The sequence below is a fragment of the Streptomyces sp. CB09001 genome, from assembly GCF_003369795.1.
In the GTDB taxonomy this organism is placed as follows: Bacteria; Actinomycetota; Actinomycetes; order Streptomycetales; family Streptomycetaceae; genus Streptomyces.
The window spans coordinates 3835001-3852446 of record NZ_CP026730.1 but is presented as its reverse complement, the minus strand read 5'-3'; the positions used below and the strand labels follow the sequence as shown (position 1 = coordinate 3852446).

General features: G+C 68.0%; 12 protein-coding genes and 3 rRNA genes (1 of these 15 only partly in view). 9 read left to right on the top strand and 6 right to left on the bottom strand.

Features of this window, described 5'->3' with window-relative positions; translation table 11 throughout:
- Nucleotides 1-90: 90 nt before the first annotated feature.
- Nucleotides 91-1665: an FAD-binding oxidoreductase gene (locus tag C4J65_RS17810; protein ID WP_115743289.1), complete on the top strand. Its 1575-nt coding sequence runs from the start codon at nt 91-93 to the stop codon at nt 1663-1665.
- Nucleotides 1666-1668: 3 nt separating this feature from the next.
- Here C4J65_RS17810 and C4J65_RS17805 read toward each other — a convergent pair whose 3' ends face one another.
- Both C4J65_RS17805 and tgdA read right to left on the bottom strand, forming a co-directional pair.
- Nucleotides 1669-2385 carry a phosphatase PAP2 family protein gene (locus C4J65_RS17805; RefSeq protein WP_115743288.1) on the bottom strand — a complete coding sequence of 239 codons (717 nt, stop codon included), beginning with the start codon at nt 2383-2385 and terminating at the stop codon, nt 1669-1671.
- A gap of 206 nt (nt 2386-2591) precedes the next feature.
- Nucleotides 2592-3614, bottom strand: a complete 1023-nt coding sequence (gene tgdA / locus C4J65_RS17800) for a transglycosylase TgdA (protein WP_115743287.1) — start codon at nt 3612-3614, stop codon at nt 2592-2594.
- Nucleotides 3615-3996: 382 nt separating this feature from the next.
- Between tgdA and C4J65_RS17795 the strand changes: the two genes are divergently transcribed.
- The 6 genes from C4J65_RS17795 to C4J65_RS17770 all read left to right on the top strand — a co-directional run bounded on the left by C4J65_RS17795 (nt 3997) and on the right by C4J65_RS17770 (nt 11123).
- Complete coding sequence (locus C4J65_RS17795) at nt 3997-4305, top strand: hypothetical protein (protein ID WP_019526682.1); 309 nt, start codon at nt 3997-3999, stop codon at nt 4303-4305.
- A gap of 167 nt (nt 4306-4472) precedes the next feature.
- Nucleotides 4473-5273 (top strand): hypothetical protein, encoded by an 801-nt coding sequence (locus C4J65_RS17790; protein ID WP_115743286.1) that lies wholly within the window; start codon nt 4473-4475, stop codon nt 5271-5273.
- Nucleotides 5263-6582 carry a hypothetical protein gene (locus tag C4J65_RS17785; protein ID WP_205351029.1) on the top strand — a complete coding sequence of 440 codons (1320 nt, stop codon included), beginning with the start codon at nt 5263-5265 and terminating at the stop codon, nt 6580-6582. Before C4J65_RS17790 ends, C4J65_RS17785 begins: the two co-directional genes overlap by 11 nt.
- Entirely contained in the window at nt 6579-8138 is a 1560-nt protein-coding gene (locus tag C4J65_RS17780) for an SCO6880 family protein (protein WP_162833228.1), read from the top strand. Before C4J65_RS17785 ends, C4J65_RS17780 begins: the two co-directional genes overlap by 4 nt.
- A gap of 12 nt (nt 8139-8150) precedes the next feature.
- Entirely contained in the window at nt 8151-9566 is a 1416-nt protein-coding gene (locus C4J65_RS17775) for an ATP-binding protein (protein ID WP_115743285.1), read from the top strand.
- Nucleotides 9567-9614: 48 nt separating this feature from the next.
- Nucleotides 9615-11123 (top strand): type IV secretory system conjugative DNA transfer family protein, encoded by a 1509-nt coding sequence (locus tag C4J65_RS17770; protein ID WP_115743284.1) that lies wholly within the window; start codon nt 9615-9617, stop codon nt 11121-11123.
- Between the two features lie 30 nt (nt 11124-11153).
- Here the strand turns inward: C4J65_RS17770 and C4J65_RS17765 are convergent, their stop codons facing one another.
- Entirely contained in the window at nt 11154-11714 is a 561-nt protein-coding gene (locus C4J65_RS17765) for a GNAT family N-acetyltransferase (protein ID WP_205351028.1), read from the bottom strand.
- A gap of 94 nt (nt 11715-11808) precedes the next feature.
- Between C4J65_RS17765 and C4J65_RS17760 the strand changes: the two genes are divergently transcribed.
- Both C4J65_RS17760 and C4J65_RS17755 read left to right on the top strand, forming a co-directional pair.
- The gene (locus C4J65_RS17760; protein ID WP_162833227.1) at nt 11809-13083 is read left to right on the top strand and encodes a sensor histidine kinase; all 1275 of its coding nucleotides are present in this window, start codon (nt 11809-11811) and stop codon (nt 13081-13083) included.
- The gene (locus tag C4J65_RS17755; RefSeq protein WP_115743282.1) at nt 13080-13748 is read left to right on the top strand and encodes a response regulator transcription factor; all 669 of its coding nucleotides are present in this window, start codon (nt 13080-13082) and stop codon (nt 13746-13748) included. Before C4J65_RS17760 ends, C4J65_RS17755 begins: the two co-directional genes overlap by 4 nt.
- Nucleotides 13749-13812: 64 nt before the next feature.
- On the opposite strand, the gene rrf is transcribed toward C4J65_RS17755, so the two are convergent.
- From rrf to C4J65_RS17740, 3 genes are all read right to left on the bottom strand, one after another.
- A 5S ribosomal RNA gene (rrf, locus tag C4J65_RS17750) occupies nt 13813-13929 on the bottom strand.
- Between the two features lie 84 nt (nt 13930-14013).
- Nucleotides 14014-17136: ribosomal RNA gene (locus C4J65_RS17745) — 23S ribosomal RNA — on the bottom strand.
- A 280-nt stretch (nt 17137-17416) separates the two neighbouring features.
- A 16S ribosomal RNA gene (locus tag C4J65_RS17740) occupies nt 17417-17446 on the bottom strand (it continues 1497 nt past the right edge of the window).
- Together the 16S, 23S and 5S rRNA genes form the textbook arrangement of a ribosomal RNA operon.

Below are 17446 nucleotides of genomic sequence, written 5' to 3'. Positions count from 1 at the left end.
CCGTACACCTGTGCACCCACCCCACCCCGGGAACCCGCGCCCCCACACCCCCGTCTCCCTCCACGACCCCCCACGGGACGCGGAGGCGACATGCACCGGCGCACATTCCTGGCCACCACCACGGCCGCCGCCCTGGCGGCAACCACAGCCGCCTGCACGGGCAAGGACCGGCCCCCCGACACCGATTCCAAAGGCACCGCAACCGGAACGCGCACCGCACGCACCTCCGCCAGCAGCACCACCCCCACCCCCACCCCGGCCACCTGGTCAGCCCTGGCCGCATCCCTGGACGGCCCACTGATCCGGCCCGGCGACCGCACCTGGAAATCGGCCCACCAGCTCTACAACACCCGCTTCGACACCCTCGAACCCACCGCCGTCGCCTACGCCGCCCACCCCGACGACATCCGCACCACCCTCTCCTACGCCCGTGCCCACCACATCCCCGTGGCGATCCGCAACGGCGGCCACTCCTACGCCGGCTGGTCCTCCGGCGACGGCCGTCTGATCATCGACGTCTCGAAACTCAACCGCGTCCGCGCCTCCGCCGGCGAGGCGGTCGTCGGCGCCGGCGCCAAGCTGATCGACGTCTACCGCGCCCTCGCCGCGAAGGGCGTGACCGTCCCCGCCGGCTCCTGCCCCACCGTCGGCATCTCCGGCCTCACCCTCGGCGGCGGCCACGGCGTCGTCTCCCGCGCCTACGGCCTGACCTGCGACAGCCTCACCCGGGCCACCCTGATCACCGCCGACGGCAAGGAGATCACCGCCGACGCGACAGGCGAGCACAAGGACCTCTTCTGGGCCCTGCGCGGCGCGGGCAACGGCAACTTCGGCATCGTCACGGAGTTCCACTTCCGCACCCACCCCGCCCCCCGGGCGGTGTCGGCGTACCTCACCTGGCCCTGGCGGAAGGCCGCCGCGGTCGTCCGCGCCTGGCAGGAGTGGGGCCCGGACCAGCCCGACGAGATCTGGTCCTCCCTCCACCTGGCCGCCGCCCCCGGCCGCACCCCGACCGTCTCGGTCGCCGCCTTCTCCCTCGGCACCTACGGCGAACTCCAGAACGCCGTGGACCGTCTCGCCGACCGCATCGGCGCCTCCGCGAGCCACGTCTCCCTCAAGCGCCGTACGTACGAGGAGTCGATGGAGATGTACGCGGGCTGCTCGTCCTTCTCGACCGACGGCCGCTGCCACCTCCCGGGCCCCGCTCCCGGCCACTCGCCCCAGGGTTCGCTCGGCCGCGAGACGTACGCGGCCCGCTCGGACTTCTTCGACCGCTCGCTCCCGCCGGCCGGCGTCAAGGCGCTGCTCTCCCGGCTCACCCCGGTGCGCGGTGGCGCCGGCAGCATCGCGTTCACGGCGCTCGGCGGAGCGGTGAACCGTGTCTCGCCCACGGCCACCGCGTTCGTGCACCGGCGTTCGCGGACGCTGGCCCAGTACATCGCGTCGTGGCGTCCGGGTACGAGCGGCGAGGCGGCCCGGTCCTGGCTGGATTCCGCCCATGCCGCGATGCGCCCGTACGCCTCGGGGGCGGCCTACCAGAACTACACCGACCCGGCCCTGAAGGACTGGCGGAGCGCCTACTACGGAGACGCGGCCCCGCGCCTGGCGCGTCTGAAGCACCAGTACGACCCGGACCGCGTGTTCACCTACCCCCAGGCACTGTGAGCGTCAGGCGGCGAGGTCCCGCTCGCCCGACGCCTCGGAGGCACTCCCGTTGCGCGCACCCGGAATCACGGCGCCGCGCCCGGCGGCACCCGCCCGGCCGCGCGCGCTGACCAGCCACCCCACCCGGGGCGAACGTTCGACGGCCCGGGTCAGCGGCGTCAGCAGGGCCATGGCCACCGGCGACAGCAGCAGCGCGACGGCCGTACCGAGGGCGAAGCCGCCGACGACGTCCGTCGGATAGTGCACGCCCATGTAGACCCGGGCGAAGCCGCCGAACAGCGCCAGCACGATGGCGGCGATCCCGAACTTCCGGTTGGCGACGAACAGTCCGACCGCCAGGGCCATGCAGAGCGTGGCGTGGTCGCTCACGAACGAGAAGTCGTTCTTCCCCTCCACCAGCACTTCGAGCCCCTCATGGGACTTGAAGGGACGGGGCCGCTCCACGAAACCCCGTATCGGCACGTTGACCAGCACCGCGACCCCGGCCGCGAGGGGCGCCCACACCAGGGCCGCCACACTCGGGGCCGCGTCCTCGCCGCCCCGCCGCCGCACACCCCACCAGCACCAGAGCACCAGCAGCACGATCGCGAACAGCAGTCCGTACTCACCGACGAACTCCATGACCCGGTCGAACCAGTGCGGCGCGTCCTTGGCCAGGCCGTTGATGTCGTAGAGCAGCTCGACGTCGGGGTTCGACCCGGATTCGGCGAGTCCAGCCATGGTGCTGCGGCCCCTTCGTCATGTCCTCCGGCGCGCCGAACGCACGCCTCTTCTGCCACCCCCGTGGTCAGCTGTACGTCAACAGGAACGCACGGTCCCCGTTGATACGTTCCACACTCCACTGAATGATCACGCAGACGTTATCGAAGAGAGACACGTCGTCGCAGCTCAGGGCAGGGTTTCACGCTGGGTTCACACCCTCCCATTCACACCGTGGTGGGCAGCGCTTTCGCGCCATCCTCGGTCACCCGGGTGGCCCCGAAGTAGTCGGGGGTGTCGATCGGGTCGAACCGGATCACGGCCCCCGTCCGCGGCGCGTCGATCATGTACCCGCCGCCCACGTAGATCCCCACGTGCCGGATGGCCCGCGAGTTGGTGAGGTCGTCCGAGAAGAACACCAGGTCCCCCGGCAGCAGTTCGTCCCGCCCCGGGTGGGGCCCCGCGTTGTACTGGTCGTTGGCGACCCGCGGCAGCTTGATCCCCACGTTCTCGTACGCCGCCTTGGTCAGCCCCGAACAGTCGAACCGACCTCCCTGGTCGGCGGTCCCGTTCCCACCCCACAGATAGGGCGTCCCGAGCTTCTCCTGCGCGTAGGCGATGGCACCGGCGGCCTGCTCGGACGGATCGACCCGGGTGGTGGGCGCGGCGAAACTCTTCTCCAGCGTGGTGATGGTCTTGACGTAGTTCCTGGTCTCCGCGTACGGCGGTACGCCCTGGTATCGGATCACCGCGTCGGGACCCGCGTTGTAGGAGGCCAGCATGTTCTCGGTCGGACTGCCGGGCACGCTCTTCACGTAGGAGGCGAGAGAGCAGTCGTACGAGGCCGCCGACGGAATCGCGTCCTCGGGATCCCACACGTCCCGGTCGCCGTCCCCGTCGCCGTCGACACCGTGGACGGCCCACGTCCCGGGAATGAACTGCGCTATCCCCTGCGCCGTCGCCGCGCTCCGGGCCTTCGGGTCGAACCCGCTCTCCTGGTACAACTGGGCGGCGAGCAGCGCGGGGTTGATGGCCGGGCAGAGATTGCCCCACTTCTGCACGAGCGGCTGGTACACCGCGGGCACGCTCCCCTTCGCGAGCTTCTTGGCCCCGCCGCCGCCCGCACCGCCGGCCAGGTTCCCGGCGACGAGGTAGACACCCACGACGAGCAGCATCACGAAGCCCATCCCCAGGGCAACCGTGACACCGGCACCGACCCACATCTTGCGCATGGTCCAACCATCCCCCATGGCCGCACCGTTCAGTGACGTTTCCCGGCCATGTCGCCACCGACCTGACGGCACCTCACCTCGGCACCGCCCGCCTCGACCGGCCCCACGGCCACGAACACCCGAGAGGGGTCCAACGACGCAACCACGCGCCAGGTTGCGCCCCGCATCATTGCCCGGCGTAACCTCACGTGATACACAGAGTGACCATACGACTCTTCACGCACCGATCCGCACCACCCGGCAAGGAGCCGGTGCGGACCGGTGGCAAGCTATTGGTACGAAACCCGCCAACCAATGACGCCAAGTCGACATGCGACGGTGCCATTGTCGGCGACAATGAGGCTTGACCTCTGCATGCCCGCAGAGGGCGCGGAACTACCCAACAGGGGCGGTGACTTACATGCTCTTTGCGGCCGACGAGGGAGACATCAACACCATCATCGGGGGGATCGCTCCGGACTGGGGCCCCTTCGGCAGCCTGGGCAACGAGGCCAAGGTGATGATCGAGGTGGTGATGGCCGTAGCCATCCTGCTCTGCCTCGGCATCGCCATCTGGGGCGCCGCCAAGCAGCGCATCGGTGCCACCGCGCTCCGGGACACCTTCAGCGCGGAACAGGGCAAGGGCCTGATCATCGCCGGTCTGACCGGCGTGTTCATCATCGGCTCACTCGGCACGCTCTTCACCATCGTGTACGGGATGGCCGTGTAGCCCCGGCACGCAACCGTTCCTCCCCCTCCATCCCACCCGCCCGTCGTGCCAACCGGCTGAGGTTGCGTTTCCCTGATGTCGAGTCATAACACCGCGCCCGAGCGGGACCCAGCACGGCTACCGTCGTACGTACACGGCCGACCCGACGTCGAGGGGGCGTACGCGGCATGAGTCTCGGAGACGATCACCAGTCGTCCGGCGATTACGGCGGCGCCGGCCAGACCCGGCTCCGGCTGCCCGAGGACGAAGGCGGCCCCCGACGCGGCGGCCGCTCCTCCTCGCGCAGCCTGGTCACCGTGGTCGGCGTCGTCGTCCTCCTCATCGCCGCGATCGCCTTCGCGAACCGTGGAGGAGACGATTCCGCGTCCGGGGAGGGCGGGGACGGAGACAACCCGAAGACCTCGGCGACGGCGCCTTCGGGGACACGTCCGGTGCAGTCGGGCTTCGCCCATGACGCGCAGGGGGCCCAGAGCGCGGCGGCGAACTACGCGGTGGCGCTGGGGTCTGACGGGATGTTCGACAAGGCGAAGCGGGACCCCATCCTGCAGGCGATCATCGTTCCCGACAGAGTGGCAGACTTCGAGGCCACCCTGGACAAGGCATACAGCCCGGAGTTCAACCAGAACGTCGGCCTGAACAAGGACGGCTCGACGCCCAAGGGCTACACCTTCGTGTCTCGCACGAGCCCGGTCGGTACCAAGGCCACCCAGAGCTCGGCCGACAGCACGACCGTCGAGGTGTGGTGCAGCGGCCTTCTCGGGCTCGCGGGTCGGAACTCCACTGTCCCGGTCACGAGCAGCTGGTTCACCATCACCATGCAGCTTGCGTGGGTCAATGATGACTGGAAGATCGTGACGCACTCGCAGAAGGATGGCCCGGCGCCTATTCCCGGCGACGACAAGGCATCCAGCGCGGACGAGATGGCCAAAGCCGTCCAGGAGTACGGAGGGTTCACGTATGCGCGCTAACCGCCGCGTATTCGAACTGACCGCTGTCGTCACGGCCGTGCAGACGGCGGCCTTCCTCTTCGCCACCCGCACTTTCGCCGCCCCGACGCCTTCGCCGAGCAACGACCCCTGCGACCTGATCCACGGCCCCGCCAAAGACTACTGCGAACGAGGCGGTGGCTCCGGGGGTGGTGGGGGCACGCCCGACACGCTCCCCTCCACCCTCGACCCCCTCTCCTCCCTCGCCAAGGGCTGTGCAGACGCCGCCGCCTGGACCGTCGACACGCTCAGCGACGCCGTGAAGAACACCGCCGACGTGGACTTCACGAACGACACGTTCCTCAAGCAGTACGGCGTCGTCTTCGCAGCGTCCGCGTTCCTGACCCTGATCCTGTGGCTGCTCGCGGTGGCCAAGCGTGCCGTCCGCGGCGTCCCGCTCACGACCGCGCTGTCCGAGGCCGTCGGGTTCCTCTGGCTCACCGTCCTGGCGTCGGCCTTCACGCCGCTGATCCTGTACACGGTCGTGTCGGCCACCGACGCCGTCACCGACGTCCTGGCCAAGGGCACCGGAGACCAGACGGACACGTTCTTCGGCACGTTCTCCCAGGCGCTGCAGCAGGGCAACGACATCGGCGGCGGCCCGATCATGCTGATCCTGGTGTCGTTCGTGTCGATCATCGCCGCGGGCGTCCTCTACCTGGAGCTGTACCTGCGGGCCGTCCTGCTCTACGTCGGCGCCCTGCTCGGCGTCGTCGTCTACGCCGGCCTGGTCGACAAGAACCTGTGGGGCCATGTCCGCCGGTGGGCCGGCATCATGATCGCCGTGATCATGGTGAAGCCGGTGATCGTGATCGTGCTGGGCCTCGCCGGTGCGCTGACCACGGAAGAAGGCCCCGACTCCGTGGCCGCCATCGTGTCCGGCCTGGCCATCATCCTGCTCGCGATCTTCGCCTCGGCGATGATCTACCGCTTCGTCCCCGGCTTCGGCGACGAGATCGCCAACGGCCGCAACAACCGCATCATGCAGGGCGCCGAGGGCAAGGCGGCCGCCGTGATCAGCTCCCCGGCGAACCTGGTCGCCCAGGGAATCAGAACCCACAGCAGCCGCAGCAACGGCGACAGCGGCGGCGGACAGTCCTCGTCCTCCGCCGCCCCCCGCCCCTCGAACCCCGCCTCCGGCGGAGTCGCCGCGCACAGCTCGCGCCCCTCGAACGGCGGCGGCGGAAATGTCCCCTCCGCCGCACCCGCACCGCGCACCGGCAGCCCGGTGAACACGCCGCACGCCAGCAACACCCGCAACAGCAAGAGCACAGGAGGTGACGGGCGTTGACGACCGAGTCCCACATGTCCCATACGGTCACGCCCCGCCGTACGTATCTGATCGGCCGCGCCCGGCCGAACGCGATCGTCGGCCGCAATCGCGAGACCGGTGAGATCGCGCTGATCGTCGCGGGCGCGTTCCTCGGCATGATGTGCGGGCTCCTCGTCCCCGTCCTGACCCTGCGCATCGTGCTGCTCTGCGGCTTCCCGATGCTCGCCCTGGCGGCGGTCTACGTGCCGTACAACCACCGGACGTTCTACCGGTGGTTCGAGATCAACCGCAGCTACAAGCGCACCCTCCGCAGGGGCACCACGTACCGCTCCGGCGCCATCGAGGCCGGTACCAGGATCGACGGCCGCGAGATCGAGGTCGGCCCGCCGCCCGGCATCGGCCGCATCTCCTGGCTGGCGGCGCCCTTCGGGCCCGACGAGATCGCCGTACTGCTGCACGCCGACCGCAAGACCGTGACGGCCGCCATCGAGATCGAGGGGCCCGGCGTCGGCCTGCGCGACTCCGAGGACCAGGAAGCCCTCGTCGACCGGTTCGGCACCCTGCTCAAGCACGTGGCCAACGGCGACGGCTTCGTCACCCGCATCCAGATGCTCGCCCGCACCCTCCCGGCCGACCCCGACGCGCACGCCAAGGACGTCTCCCAGCGCGGCGACGACAAGTCACCGCCGTGGCTGCGGCAGTCGTACGACCAGCTCCAGTCGATGGTGTCCACCAGCAGCGAGCAACACCGCGCCTATCTCATCGCCTGCATGCACTACAACCGCGAGCTGGCCGCCGAGGCCCACACCATGGCCCGCGCCGCCCGCCCGCACTCCGGACGCAAGCTGGACCGGGACGCCGGACTCGCGATCGTCATGGCGCGCGAGCTGACCGACATCTGCTCCCGCCTCCAGGAAGCCGACATCCGCGTGCGCCAGCCGCTGGGCCAGGGCCGGCTCGCCTCCCTGATCCACGCCATGTACGACCCGGACCACCCCATCGACCACATCCAGGCGATGACCAAGCGCAACGCCTGGCCGGCCGAGCTGGACGCCATGGAGCCCACCTATCTCCAGGCCAAGACCCGCGAGTCCGCCACCCGCGCCCCCTGGTGCCACGCCACCGCCTGGGTCAAGGAGTGGCCGATGACGCCGGTCGGGGTCAACTTCCTGGCCCCCCTCCTCGTCCACACCCCGGACGTGATCCGCACCGTCGCCGTCACGATGGACCTCGAACCCACCGAGGTCGCCATCGAGCGCATGCTGACCGAGAAGACGAACGACGACGCCGAGGCGTCCCGCGCCGCCAAGATGAACCGGACCGTGGACCCCCGCGACATCGCCGCCCACGGCCGCCTCGACCAGCGCGGCGAGGACCTCGCCAGCGGCGCGGCCGGCGTCAACCTGGTCGGCTACATCACCGTCTCCTCCCGCACCCCCGAGGCCCTGGCCCGCGACAAGCGGACGATAAGGGCGTCGGCCGGAAAGTCGTACCTGAAACTGGAGTGGTGCGACCGTGAGCACCATCGCGCCTTCGTGAACACTCTTCCGTTCGCCACCGGCATCCGAAGGTAGGGGCTGAGCCTGATGCGGGACCCGCTGTCCGTCCTCACCGACGCGTTCACGTCCTTCCTGTTCGGGAAGGTGGAGACGACCCGCCTCCCCGTCCGCACGTCCACCGGCCAGGCCCAGGCCGTCTACCTGCCGACGGCCGCCCCCGGCCTCGGCGACTCCGGCGTGATCATCGGCCGCGAGGTCTACTCCGGCAAGGGCTACATCTACGACCCCTTCCAGCTCTACGGCCAGCAGCTCCCCGCCCCGCACTGGCTGGTGCTCGGCGAGTCCGGCAACGGCAAGTCGGCCCTGGAGAAGACGTACGTCCTGCGCCAGCTGCGTTTCCGCGACCGTCAGGTCGTCGTCCTGGACGCCCAGGGCGAGGACGGAGTCGGCGAGTGGAACCTCATCGCCGAGGAGCTGGGCATAACTCCCATCCGCCTCGACCCGATGGCCGCCCTGGACCACGGCATCCGCCTCAACCCGCTCGACCCGGCGATCACGACGACGGGGCAGCTGGCGCTGCTCCGCACGATCATCGAGGTCGCCATGGGCCACGGCCTGGACGAGCGCTCCGGCTTCGCCCTCAAGGTCGCGCACGCCTACGTCAACGAGACGATCGTCGAACGCCAGCCGGTCCTCACCGACATCGTCGAGCGGCTTCGCCACCCCGAGCCGGAGTCCGCCGAGGCGATGAACGTCGCCATAGACGACGTACGGGCCTGGGGCCTGGACGTCGCGCTCGTCCTGGACCGGCTCGTCGACGGTGACCTGCGGGGCATGTTCGACGGCCCGACGACCGTCGGCATCGACCTCGACGCCCCGCTGATCGTCTTCGACCTCTCGCACATCGACCGCAACTCCATCGCGATGCCGATCCTCATGGCCATCGTGGGCGTCTGGCTGGAGCACACCTGGATCCGCCCCGACCGGAAGAAGCGCATCTTCCTGGTCGAGGAGGCCTGGCACATCATCAACAGCCCCTTCGTGGCACAGCTGTTCCAGCGGCTGCTGAAGTTCGGACGCCGGCTGGGTCTGTCCTTCGTGGCGGTGGTCCACCACCTGTCCGACGTCGTCGACGGGGCGGCGGCCAGAGAGGCCGCGGCCATCCTCAAGATGGCCTCCACCCGCACCATCTACGCCCAGAAGGCCGACGAGGCGCGGGCCACCGGCCGCGTCCTCGGCCTGCCGCGCTGGGCGGTGGAGATCATCCCCTCCCTCACCCCCGGCATCGCGGTCTGGGACGTCAACGGCAACGTCCAGGTGGTCAAGCACCTGATCACCGAGACCGAACGCCCCCTGGTCTTCACCGACCGCGCGATGACCGAGTCCTCCTCCGACCACCTGACCGACGACGCCCTGCGCGCCGCGGAGCTGGAGGCGGAGGAGCGGGCGGCGGCGTTCATGGAGCAGCACATCGGCGACTCGTCGGAATCGACGGTGGCGTAGAACGTCGGGCGGGGCCCGGCGCAGGAGACACGGAGAGGCACCGGACGCATGAGACCGGACGACCGTCGCGACCAGCGGCCGGCCCAGGGCGGCATCCCCGACGGCCTGCTGATCGGCATACTGGCCTTCATCCTCGGTATGACCCTGCTGGTGTGGACGGCGACCGGCCTGTCCGCCCTGTTCGCCCACGGCTCCTGGCCCGCCGGCGTCAGCTTCACCGGCACCCCGCAGGCCATGCGCCAACTGATCGCCGAGCCCCACGACATCCCGGGCGCGTGGCCGGACGCCCCGGAGGGGGCGCTGTCCGGGTACGGGCTGTTCTGGGGGCTGTTCATCGGCCAGCTGATGGTGCTGGTGGTGCTGACAGTGTTCGTGATGGGCACGTTGGCGCGGTGGCGAGCGGTACGGAAGCGACGACGCGAGGGGCCGCCGCCATCAGTGCCGACGCCGGTGGCGCAGGAGACGCCGGTCCGGGAGACCCTGCTCCAGGACGTGCCGGTGCACGAGGTACCCACCCCGAGGGCGCCGCAGCAGGACCCCGTGACTCCACACACTCCGACCCAGGCGACCGACCACCCCTCAGCCTCTCTGCTCAAGGGCGAACGTGTGGGTGGGTGGGATGCCCACCGCGCCGAAGGCGCGGTGCACTACGGCCCCAAGGCCAGCCGCCACGAAACCGCAACCGGCGCCCTGCGGGACGCGGAGGGCGCCGCCCTCGTCATCACCTCCAACCCCGCCCTCTGGTCCGAGACCAAGGACGCCCGCGCCAAACTCGGCCCCACCCACCTCTACGACCCGAACCACCTCTGCGACACCCCCGCCCGCATCCACTGGTCCCCCACCGCGGGCTGCGAGGACAGACAGACCGCCACCGCCAGAGCCGCCGCCCTGCTCACACCCGTCCGCCCCACCGCACGCCTCGACCAGGCGCTCGGCGACACCGCCGAACTGCTGCTGCGCAGCTACCTCCACGCCGCCGCCATCGACGGCCGCACCATCCGCCACGTCCACCGCTGGTCCCAGGGCCTCCAGGTCCAGGACGCCGTCCGCATCCTGCGTACCCACCCCAAGGCCGCCCCCGGCTCCGCGGGCGAACTCGAAGGGTCCCTCACCGCCCACCCCGAGCGCCGGGACATGGCCCAGCAGCTGACCGCCCGGGCCCTCGCCGCGCTCTCCACGGTCAATATCCGCGAGGCGTGCACTCCCAACCGAACTGATGCCCTCGCCTTGGATTCCTTCGTCCACGAACAGGGAACCCTTTACGTGGTGGGTGAATCCATCGAGGACCCCCGCACGAGCCCGGGCGCGATGCCGCTGCTGACGGCGCTCGTCTCCAGCGTGGTCGAGCGCGGCCGGCGCATGGCCGAACGGTCATCCTCCGGTCGCCTCGACCCACCACTGACGCTCGTCCTGGACGATGTCGCGGCCGTGGCCCCGCTGCCCCAGCTCCCGGAACTGCTCGCCGACGGTACGGACGTGGGCCTGCCGACCCTGGCCCTGCTCCGCTCCCGCGAACAGGGCCGTGCCCGCTGGCCCCACGACGAGCTCCCCGTCTGACGGGAAAGGACGGAAGGACGCCAGACCGGGTCAGCGCTCGAGCACGTACTCCAACTCGTGGTCCCCGGGCCCGCCCTCCAGCGGCACCGTCCGCCCGCTCGGCGCGAACCCCGCCTTCCGGTAGGCCCCCTGTGCCCGCCCGTTGTCGGGATGCACGATTAGCCGCATCCGCTCGACGCCGTTCGCCCACGCCCACTCGAGACCGGCGTCGAACAGCGCCTTGGTCAGCCCGCTCCCGCGCCACTCGGGCCGGACGAACACCCCGACGACATGTCCCTGCCGCCGCTCCACCGGGAACCCGGCCCAGTCCGTCGTCCCGGCCTCCTCCACGAGCACGGTCAGCGTGCCGAGCCACAGCCCGCCGGGTCCCACGGCAACGAGCTGCCGCGCCCCGGAGGCCCCCTCGGCGCCTCCGGCCGCCCGCTCCCGCCAGAAGGAGTCCGGCCGCAGGGCGGCTTCCTCGTACGTCTCCAGGTACGCGAGATTCGCGACCGGGTCCCGCAGCGCACGCAGCCGCAGCTCCTTCACCGCGGGCCACTCGTCGGCGCGTATGGAACGGATCACGTAGTCACCGGGGACCGAGGCACTCATGCCGGTCACCGTAATACCCGGGTACTACGCCCCTCATCTCATATACGGCCCCCGGACGGACGCCCGTCGCGCCCGGACCCCCGACCATGGTCGGATGGAGCCCGTGAAGCCGGTGCCGGAAGACCGAGCCGCCGAACCCCTCACCGAGTACGTCCAGCGCGTCAACCGGCGGATCCGCGCCTTCGACCGCCGCCATCCGCTCCTGTGGGACCTCCTCCTCACCGGCTTCTGGGTCCTGGCCGCCCTGATCGACGGGACCGGCGACGGCTGGCGCAGCGTCGCCCACGACCCCGGCGTCCCCGTCGGTCTCGTCGTCGTGCTCAGCCTCGCCCTCTCCGTCCCGGTCGTCTGGCGCCGCAGCAACCCCCGGGGCGCCCTTCTGCTCACGCTGCCCGCGGCCCTGGTGAGCACGTGGTCGGGCGCCGCCCTCCAGGCCGCCCTGCTCCAGCTCCTCCTCGTCCACCACATCGCCCTGCGCCTGCCGCTGCGCAATCTGTGGTGGGCGGTGGCCGTGGTGACCGCGCCGACCTGTGTCTCGGTCGCCCGTTACGGGGACAGCGCGGGCTCCTGGAACCAGCAGCTCGGCTCACAGCTCGTCGCCATCGGCGTGGCCGCCCTCATCGGCATCACCGTGCGCACCCGGCGCGACTACACAGAAGCCCTGGAGGACCGCGCCCGCCGCCTGGAGACCGAACGCGACCAGCAGGTCCGGCTCGCCGCCGCCGCCGAACGCGCACGCATAGCCAGGGAGATGCACGACATCATCGGCCACAACCTCTCCGTCATCACCGGCCTCGCCGACGGCGGACGCTACGCCGCCGCCAAGTCCCCCGACCGCGCCGCCCAGGCCCTCGACGCCATCGGTACCACCAGCCGCCAGGCCCTCGGCGAACTCCGCCGCCTCCTGGACGTCCTGCGCGACGACGACCAGGACGGCACCGGTCCGGCGCCCGAACTGGCCCCGCAGCCCGCCCTCACGGACCTCGACCGCCTCCTCGACGGCGTGCGCCGGGCCGGTCTCCCCGTCCGCACCACCGTCAAGGGGGAGCCCGCCCTCCCCGAGGGCCGCCAGCTCACGCTCTACCGCGTCATCCAGGAAGCCCTCACCAACACCCTCAAACACGCCGGCCCCGACGCCACCGCCCACATCGAGCTGTCCTACGGTGCGGGCGGCGCAGCCACCCTCACCGTCACCGACACGGGCCGACCCGCCCCGCTCCCCTCCCGCACCCCCTCCGGCGGCCGCGGCCTGCCGGGAATGCGGGAACGGACCTCCCTGTACGGGGGCACACTTGAGGCCGGCCCGCGCCCCGCCCCCGAGCAGGGCTGGCGCGTCCATCTGCACCTACCGGAGGAATCCCCGCAGTGACCACCGTCCTCATAGCCGACGACCAGCCCCTCCAGCGCTTCGGCTTCCGCATGCTCCTGGAGAGCCAGGACGACATGACGGTCGTGGGCGAGGCGTCCAACGGCGCCGAAGCGACCCGGATGGCGGCCGAACTCCACCCCGACGTCGTCCTCATGGACGTCCGCATGCCCGGCCTGGACGGCATCGAGGCGACCCGACGCATCGTCGCGGGCGGCGGCCGCAGCCGCGTCCTCATCCTCACCACCTTCGACCTGGACGAGTACGCCTACTCCGGCCTGCGGGCCGGCGCCTCCGGCTTCCTGGTCAAGGACGCCCAGCCGGAGGAACTCCTCTCCGGCATCCGCTCGGTGGCCACAGGCGACGCGGTGGTCGCCCCGAGCCTGACCCGCCGTCTGCTCGACGCCTACGTCCATCACCTGCCGGCCACCACCGCACCGGACCATGCGCCCGGATCCCCCGATCCGCGCCTGGCCCCACTCACCGAACGCGAAACCGAGATCCTGCGGGTGATGGGCCAGGGCTGGACCAACACGGAGATAGCCGAGCGCCTCCACCTCGCCGAGTCCACGGTCAAAACACACGTGGGCCGGATCCTGGCCAAGACGGGCTCGCGGGACCGCGTCCAGGCGGTCATCCTGGCCTATGACACAAAGCTGGTGGGCTAGAAAACGGGGGTAAAACGCAGAAAACCCCGCACCGTTCCCGGTGCGGGGTCTCCTCGCAATGATTGTTCGGCGGCGTCCTACTCTCCCACAGGGTCCCCCCTGCAGTACCATCGGCGCTGTAAGGCTTAGCTTCCGGGTTCGAAATGTAACCGGGCGTTTCCCCTACGCTATGACCACCGAAACACTATGAAACACTCAACCGCACCACGCTGTGGACGTGGGGTTGTTCGTGGTTTCAGAACCAACACAGTGGACGCGAGCAACTGAGGACAAGCCCTCGGCCTATTAGTACCGGTCACCTCCACACCTCACGGTGCTTCCAGATCCGGCCTATCAACCCAGTCGTCTACTGGGAGCCTTAACCCCTCAAGGGGGTGGGAGTCCTCATCTCGAAGCAGGCTTCCCGCTTAGATGCTTTCAGCGGTTATCCCTCCCGAACGTAGCCAACCAGCCATGCCCTTGGCAGGACAACTGGCACACCAGAGGTTCGTCCGTCCCGGTCCTCTCGTACTAGGGACAGCCCTTCTCAAGACTCCTACGCGCACAGCGGATAGGGACCGAACTGTCTCACGACGTTCTAAACCCAGCTCGCGTACCGCTTTAATGGGCGAACAGCCCAACCCTTGGGACCGACTCCAGCCCCAGGATGCGACGAGCCGACATCGAGGTGCCAAACCATCCCGTCGATATGGACTCTTGGGGAAGATCAGCCTGTTATCCCCGGGGTACCTTTTATCCGTTGAGCGACGGCGCTTCCACAAGCCACCGCCGGATCACTAGTCCCGACTTTCGTCCCTGCTCGACCCGTCGGTCTCACAGTCAAGCTCCCTTGTGCACTTACACTCAACACCTGATTGCCAACCAGGCTGAGGGAACCTTTGGGCGCCTCCGTTACTCTTTAGGAGGCAACCGCCCCAGTTAAACTACCCATCAGACACTGTCCCTGATCCGGATCACGGACCCAGGTTAGACATCCAGCACGACCAGACTGGTATTTCAACGACGACTCCACCCACACTGGCGTGCGAGCTTCAAAGTCTCCCAGCTATCCTACACAAGCCGAACCGAACACCAATATCAAACTGTAGTAAAGGTCCCGGGGTCTTTCCGTCCTGCTGCGCGAAACGAGCATCTTTACTCGTAGTGCAATTTCACCGGGCCTATGGTTGAGACAGTCGAGAAGTCGTTACGCCATTCGTGCAGGTCGGAACTTACCCGACAAGGAATTTCGCTACCTTAGGATGGTTATAGTTACCACCGCCGTTTACTGGCGCTTAAGTTCTCAGCTTCGCCCCACCGAAATGGAGCTAACCGGTCCCCTTAACGTTCCAGCACCGGGCAGGCGTCAGTCCGTATACATCGCCTTACGGCTTCGCACGGACCTGTGTTTTTAGTAAACAGTCGCTTCTCGCTGGTCTCTGCGGCCACCCCCAGCTCACGGAGTAAATCCGGTCACCGAGTGTGGCCCCCCTTCTCCCGAAGTTACGGGGGCATTTTGCCGAGTTCCTTAACCATAGTTCACCCGAACGCCTCGGTATTCTCTACCTGACCACCTGAGTCGGTTTAGGGTACGGGCCGCCATGAAACTCGCTAGAGGCTTTTCTCGACAGCATAGGATCATCCACTTCACCACAATCGGCTCGGCATCAGGTCTCAGCCATGTGTGCGACGGATTTACCTACCGCACGGCCTACACCCTTACCCCGGGACAACCACCGCCCGGGATGGACTACCTTCCTGCGTCACCCCATCACTCACCTACTAACCGCTTGGTTCGGCGGCTCCACCACTCCCCTCAACTCCGAAGAGATCAGGGCGGCTTCACGGCCTTAGCATCACGATGCTCGATGTTTGACGCTTCACAGCGGGTACCGGAATATCAACCGGTTATCCATCGACTACGCCTGTCGGCCTCGCCTTAGGTCCCGACTTACCCTGGGCAGATCAGCTTGACCCAGGAACCCTTAGTCAATCGGCGCAAACGTTTCTCACGTTTGTATCGCTACTCATGCCTGCATTCTCACTCGTGAACCGTCCACAACTCGCTTCCGCGGCTGCTTCACCCGGCACACGACGCTCCCCTACCCATCACAGCCGGCGTTGGCCGTATATGCTGCAATGACACGACTTCGGCGGTACGCTTGAGCCCCGCTACATTGTCGGCGCGGAATCACTAGACCAGTGAGCTATTACGCACTCTTTCAAGGGTGGCTGCTTCTAAGCCAACCTCCTGGTTGTCTGTGCGACTCCACATCCTTTCCCACTTAGCGTACGCTTAGGGGCCTTAGTCGATGCTCTGGGCTGTTTCCCTCTCGACCATGGAGCTTATCCCCCACAGTCTCACTGCCGCGCTCTCACTTACCGGCATTCGGAGTTTGGCTAAGGTCAGTAACCCGGTAGGGCCCATCGCCTATCCAGTGCTCTACCTCCGGCAAGAAACACACGACGCTGCACCTAAATGCATTTCGGGGAGAACCAGCTATCACGGAGTTTGATTGGCCTTTCACCCCTAACCACAGGTCATCCCCCAGGTTTTCAACCCTGGTGGGTTCGGTCCTCCACGACCTCTTACAGCCGCTTCAACCTGCCCATGGCTAGATCACTCCGCTTCGGGTCTTGAGCGTGCTACTAAAATCGCCCTGTTCGGACTCGCTTTCGCTACGGCTTCCCCACCCGGGTTAACCTCGCAACACACCGCAAACTCGCAGGCTCATTCTTCAAAAGGCACGCAGTCACGAGGATGGAGCAAGCTCCATCCCGACGCTCCCACGGCTTGTAGGCACACGGTTTCAGGTACTATTTCACTCCGCTCCCGCGGTACTTTTCACCATTCCCTCACGGTACTATCCGCTATCGGTCACCAGGGAATATTTAGGCTTAACGGGTGGTCCCGCCAGATTCACACGGGATTTCTCGGGCCCCGTGCTACTTGGGTGTCTCTCAAACGAGCCGCTGATGTTTCGACTACGGGGGTCTTACCCTCTACGCCGGACCTTTCGCATGTCCTTCGCCTACATCAACGGTTTCTGACTCGTCTCACGGCCGGCAGACCGTAAAAGAGAGATCCCACAACCCCGCACACGCAACCCCTGCCGGGTCTCACACGTATACGGTTTGGCCTCATCCGGTTTCGCTCGCCACTACTCCCGGAATCACGGTTGTTTTCTCTTCCTGCGGGTACTGAGATGTTTCACTTCCCCGCGTTCCCTCCACACTGCCTATGTGTTCAGCAGCGGGTGACAGCCCATGACGACTGCCGGGTTTCCCCATTCGGACACCCCCGGATCAAAGCCTGGTTGACGACTCCCCGGGGCCTATCGTGGCCTCCCACGTCCTTCATCGGTTCCTGGTGCCAAGGCATCCACCGTGCGCCCTTAAAAACTTGGCCACAGATGCTCGCGTCCACTGTGCAGTTCTCAAACAACGACCAACCACCCATCACCCCGGAACCTACATCCCGAGTGCACTGGGGCCGGCAACTGAAAGCAGGCCAACGGCCGTACCCTCAGATACCCAACAGCGTGCCCGACACCCTCGCCGCTCTTCCTTCCGTTCCACGCCGAAGCAGTACTAGGAATTCAAGCCGGTCAAGTGTGCCGAGTAGTCAACGTTCCACCCATGAGCAACCGTGCAGAACATTTGCCTGCAGTCGGCCATGTGCTCCTTAGAAAGGAGGTGATCCAGCCGCACCTTCCGGT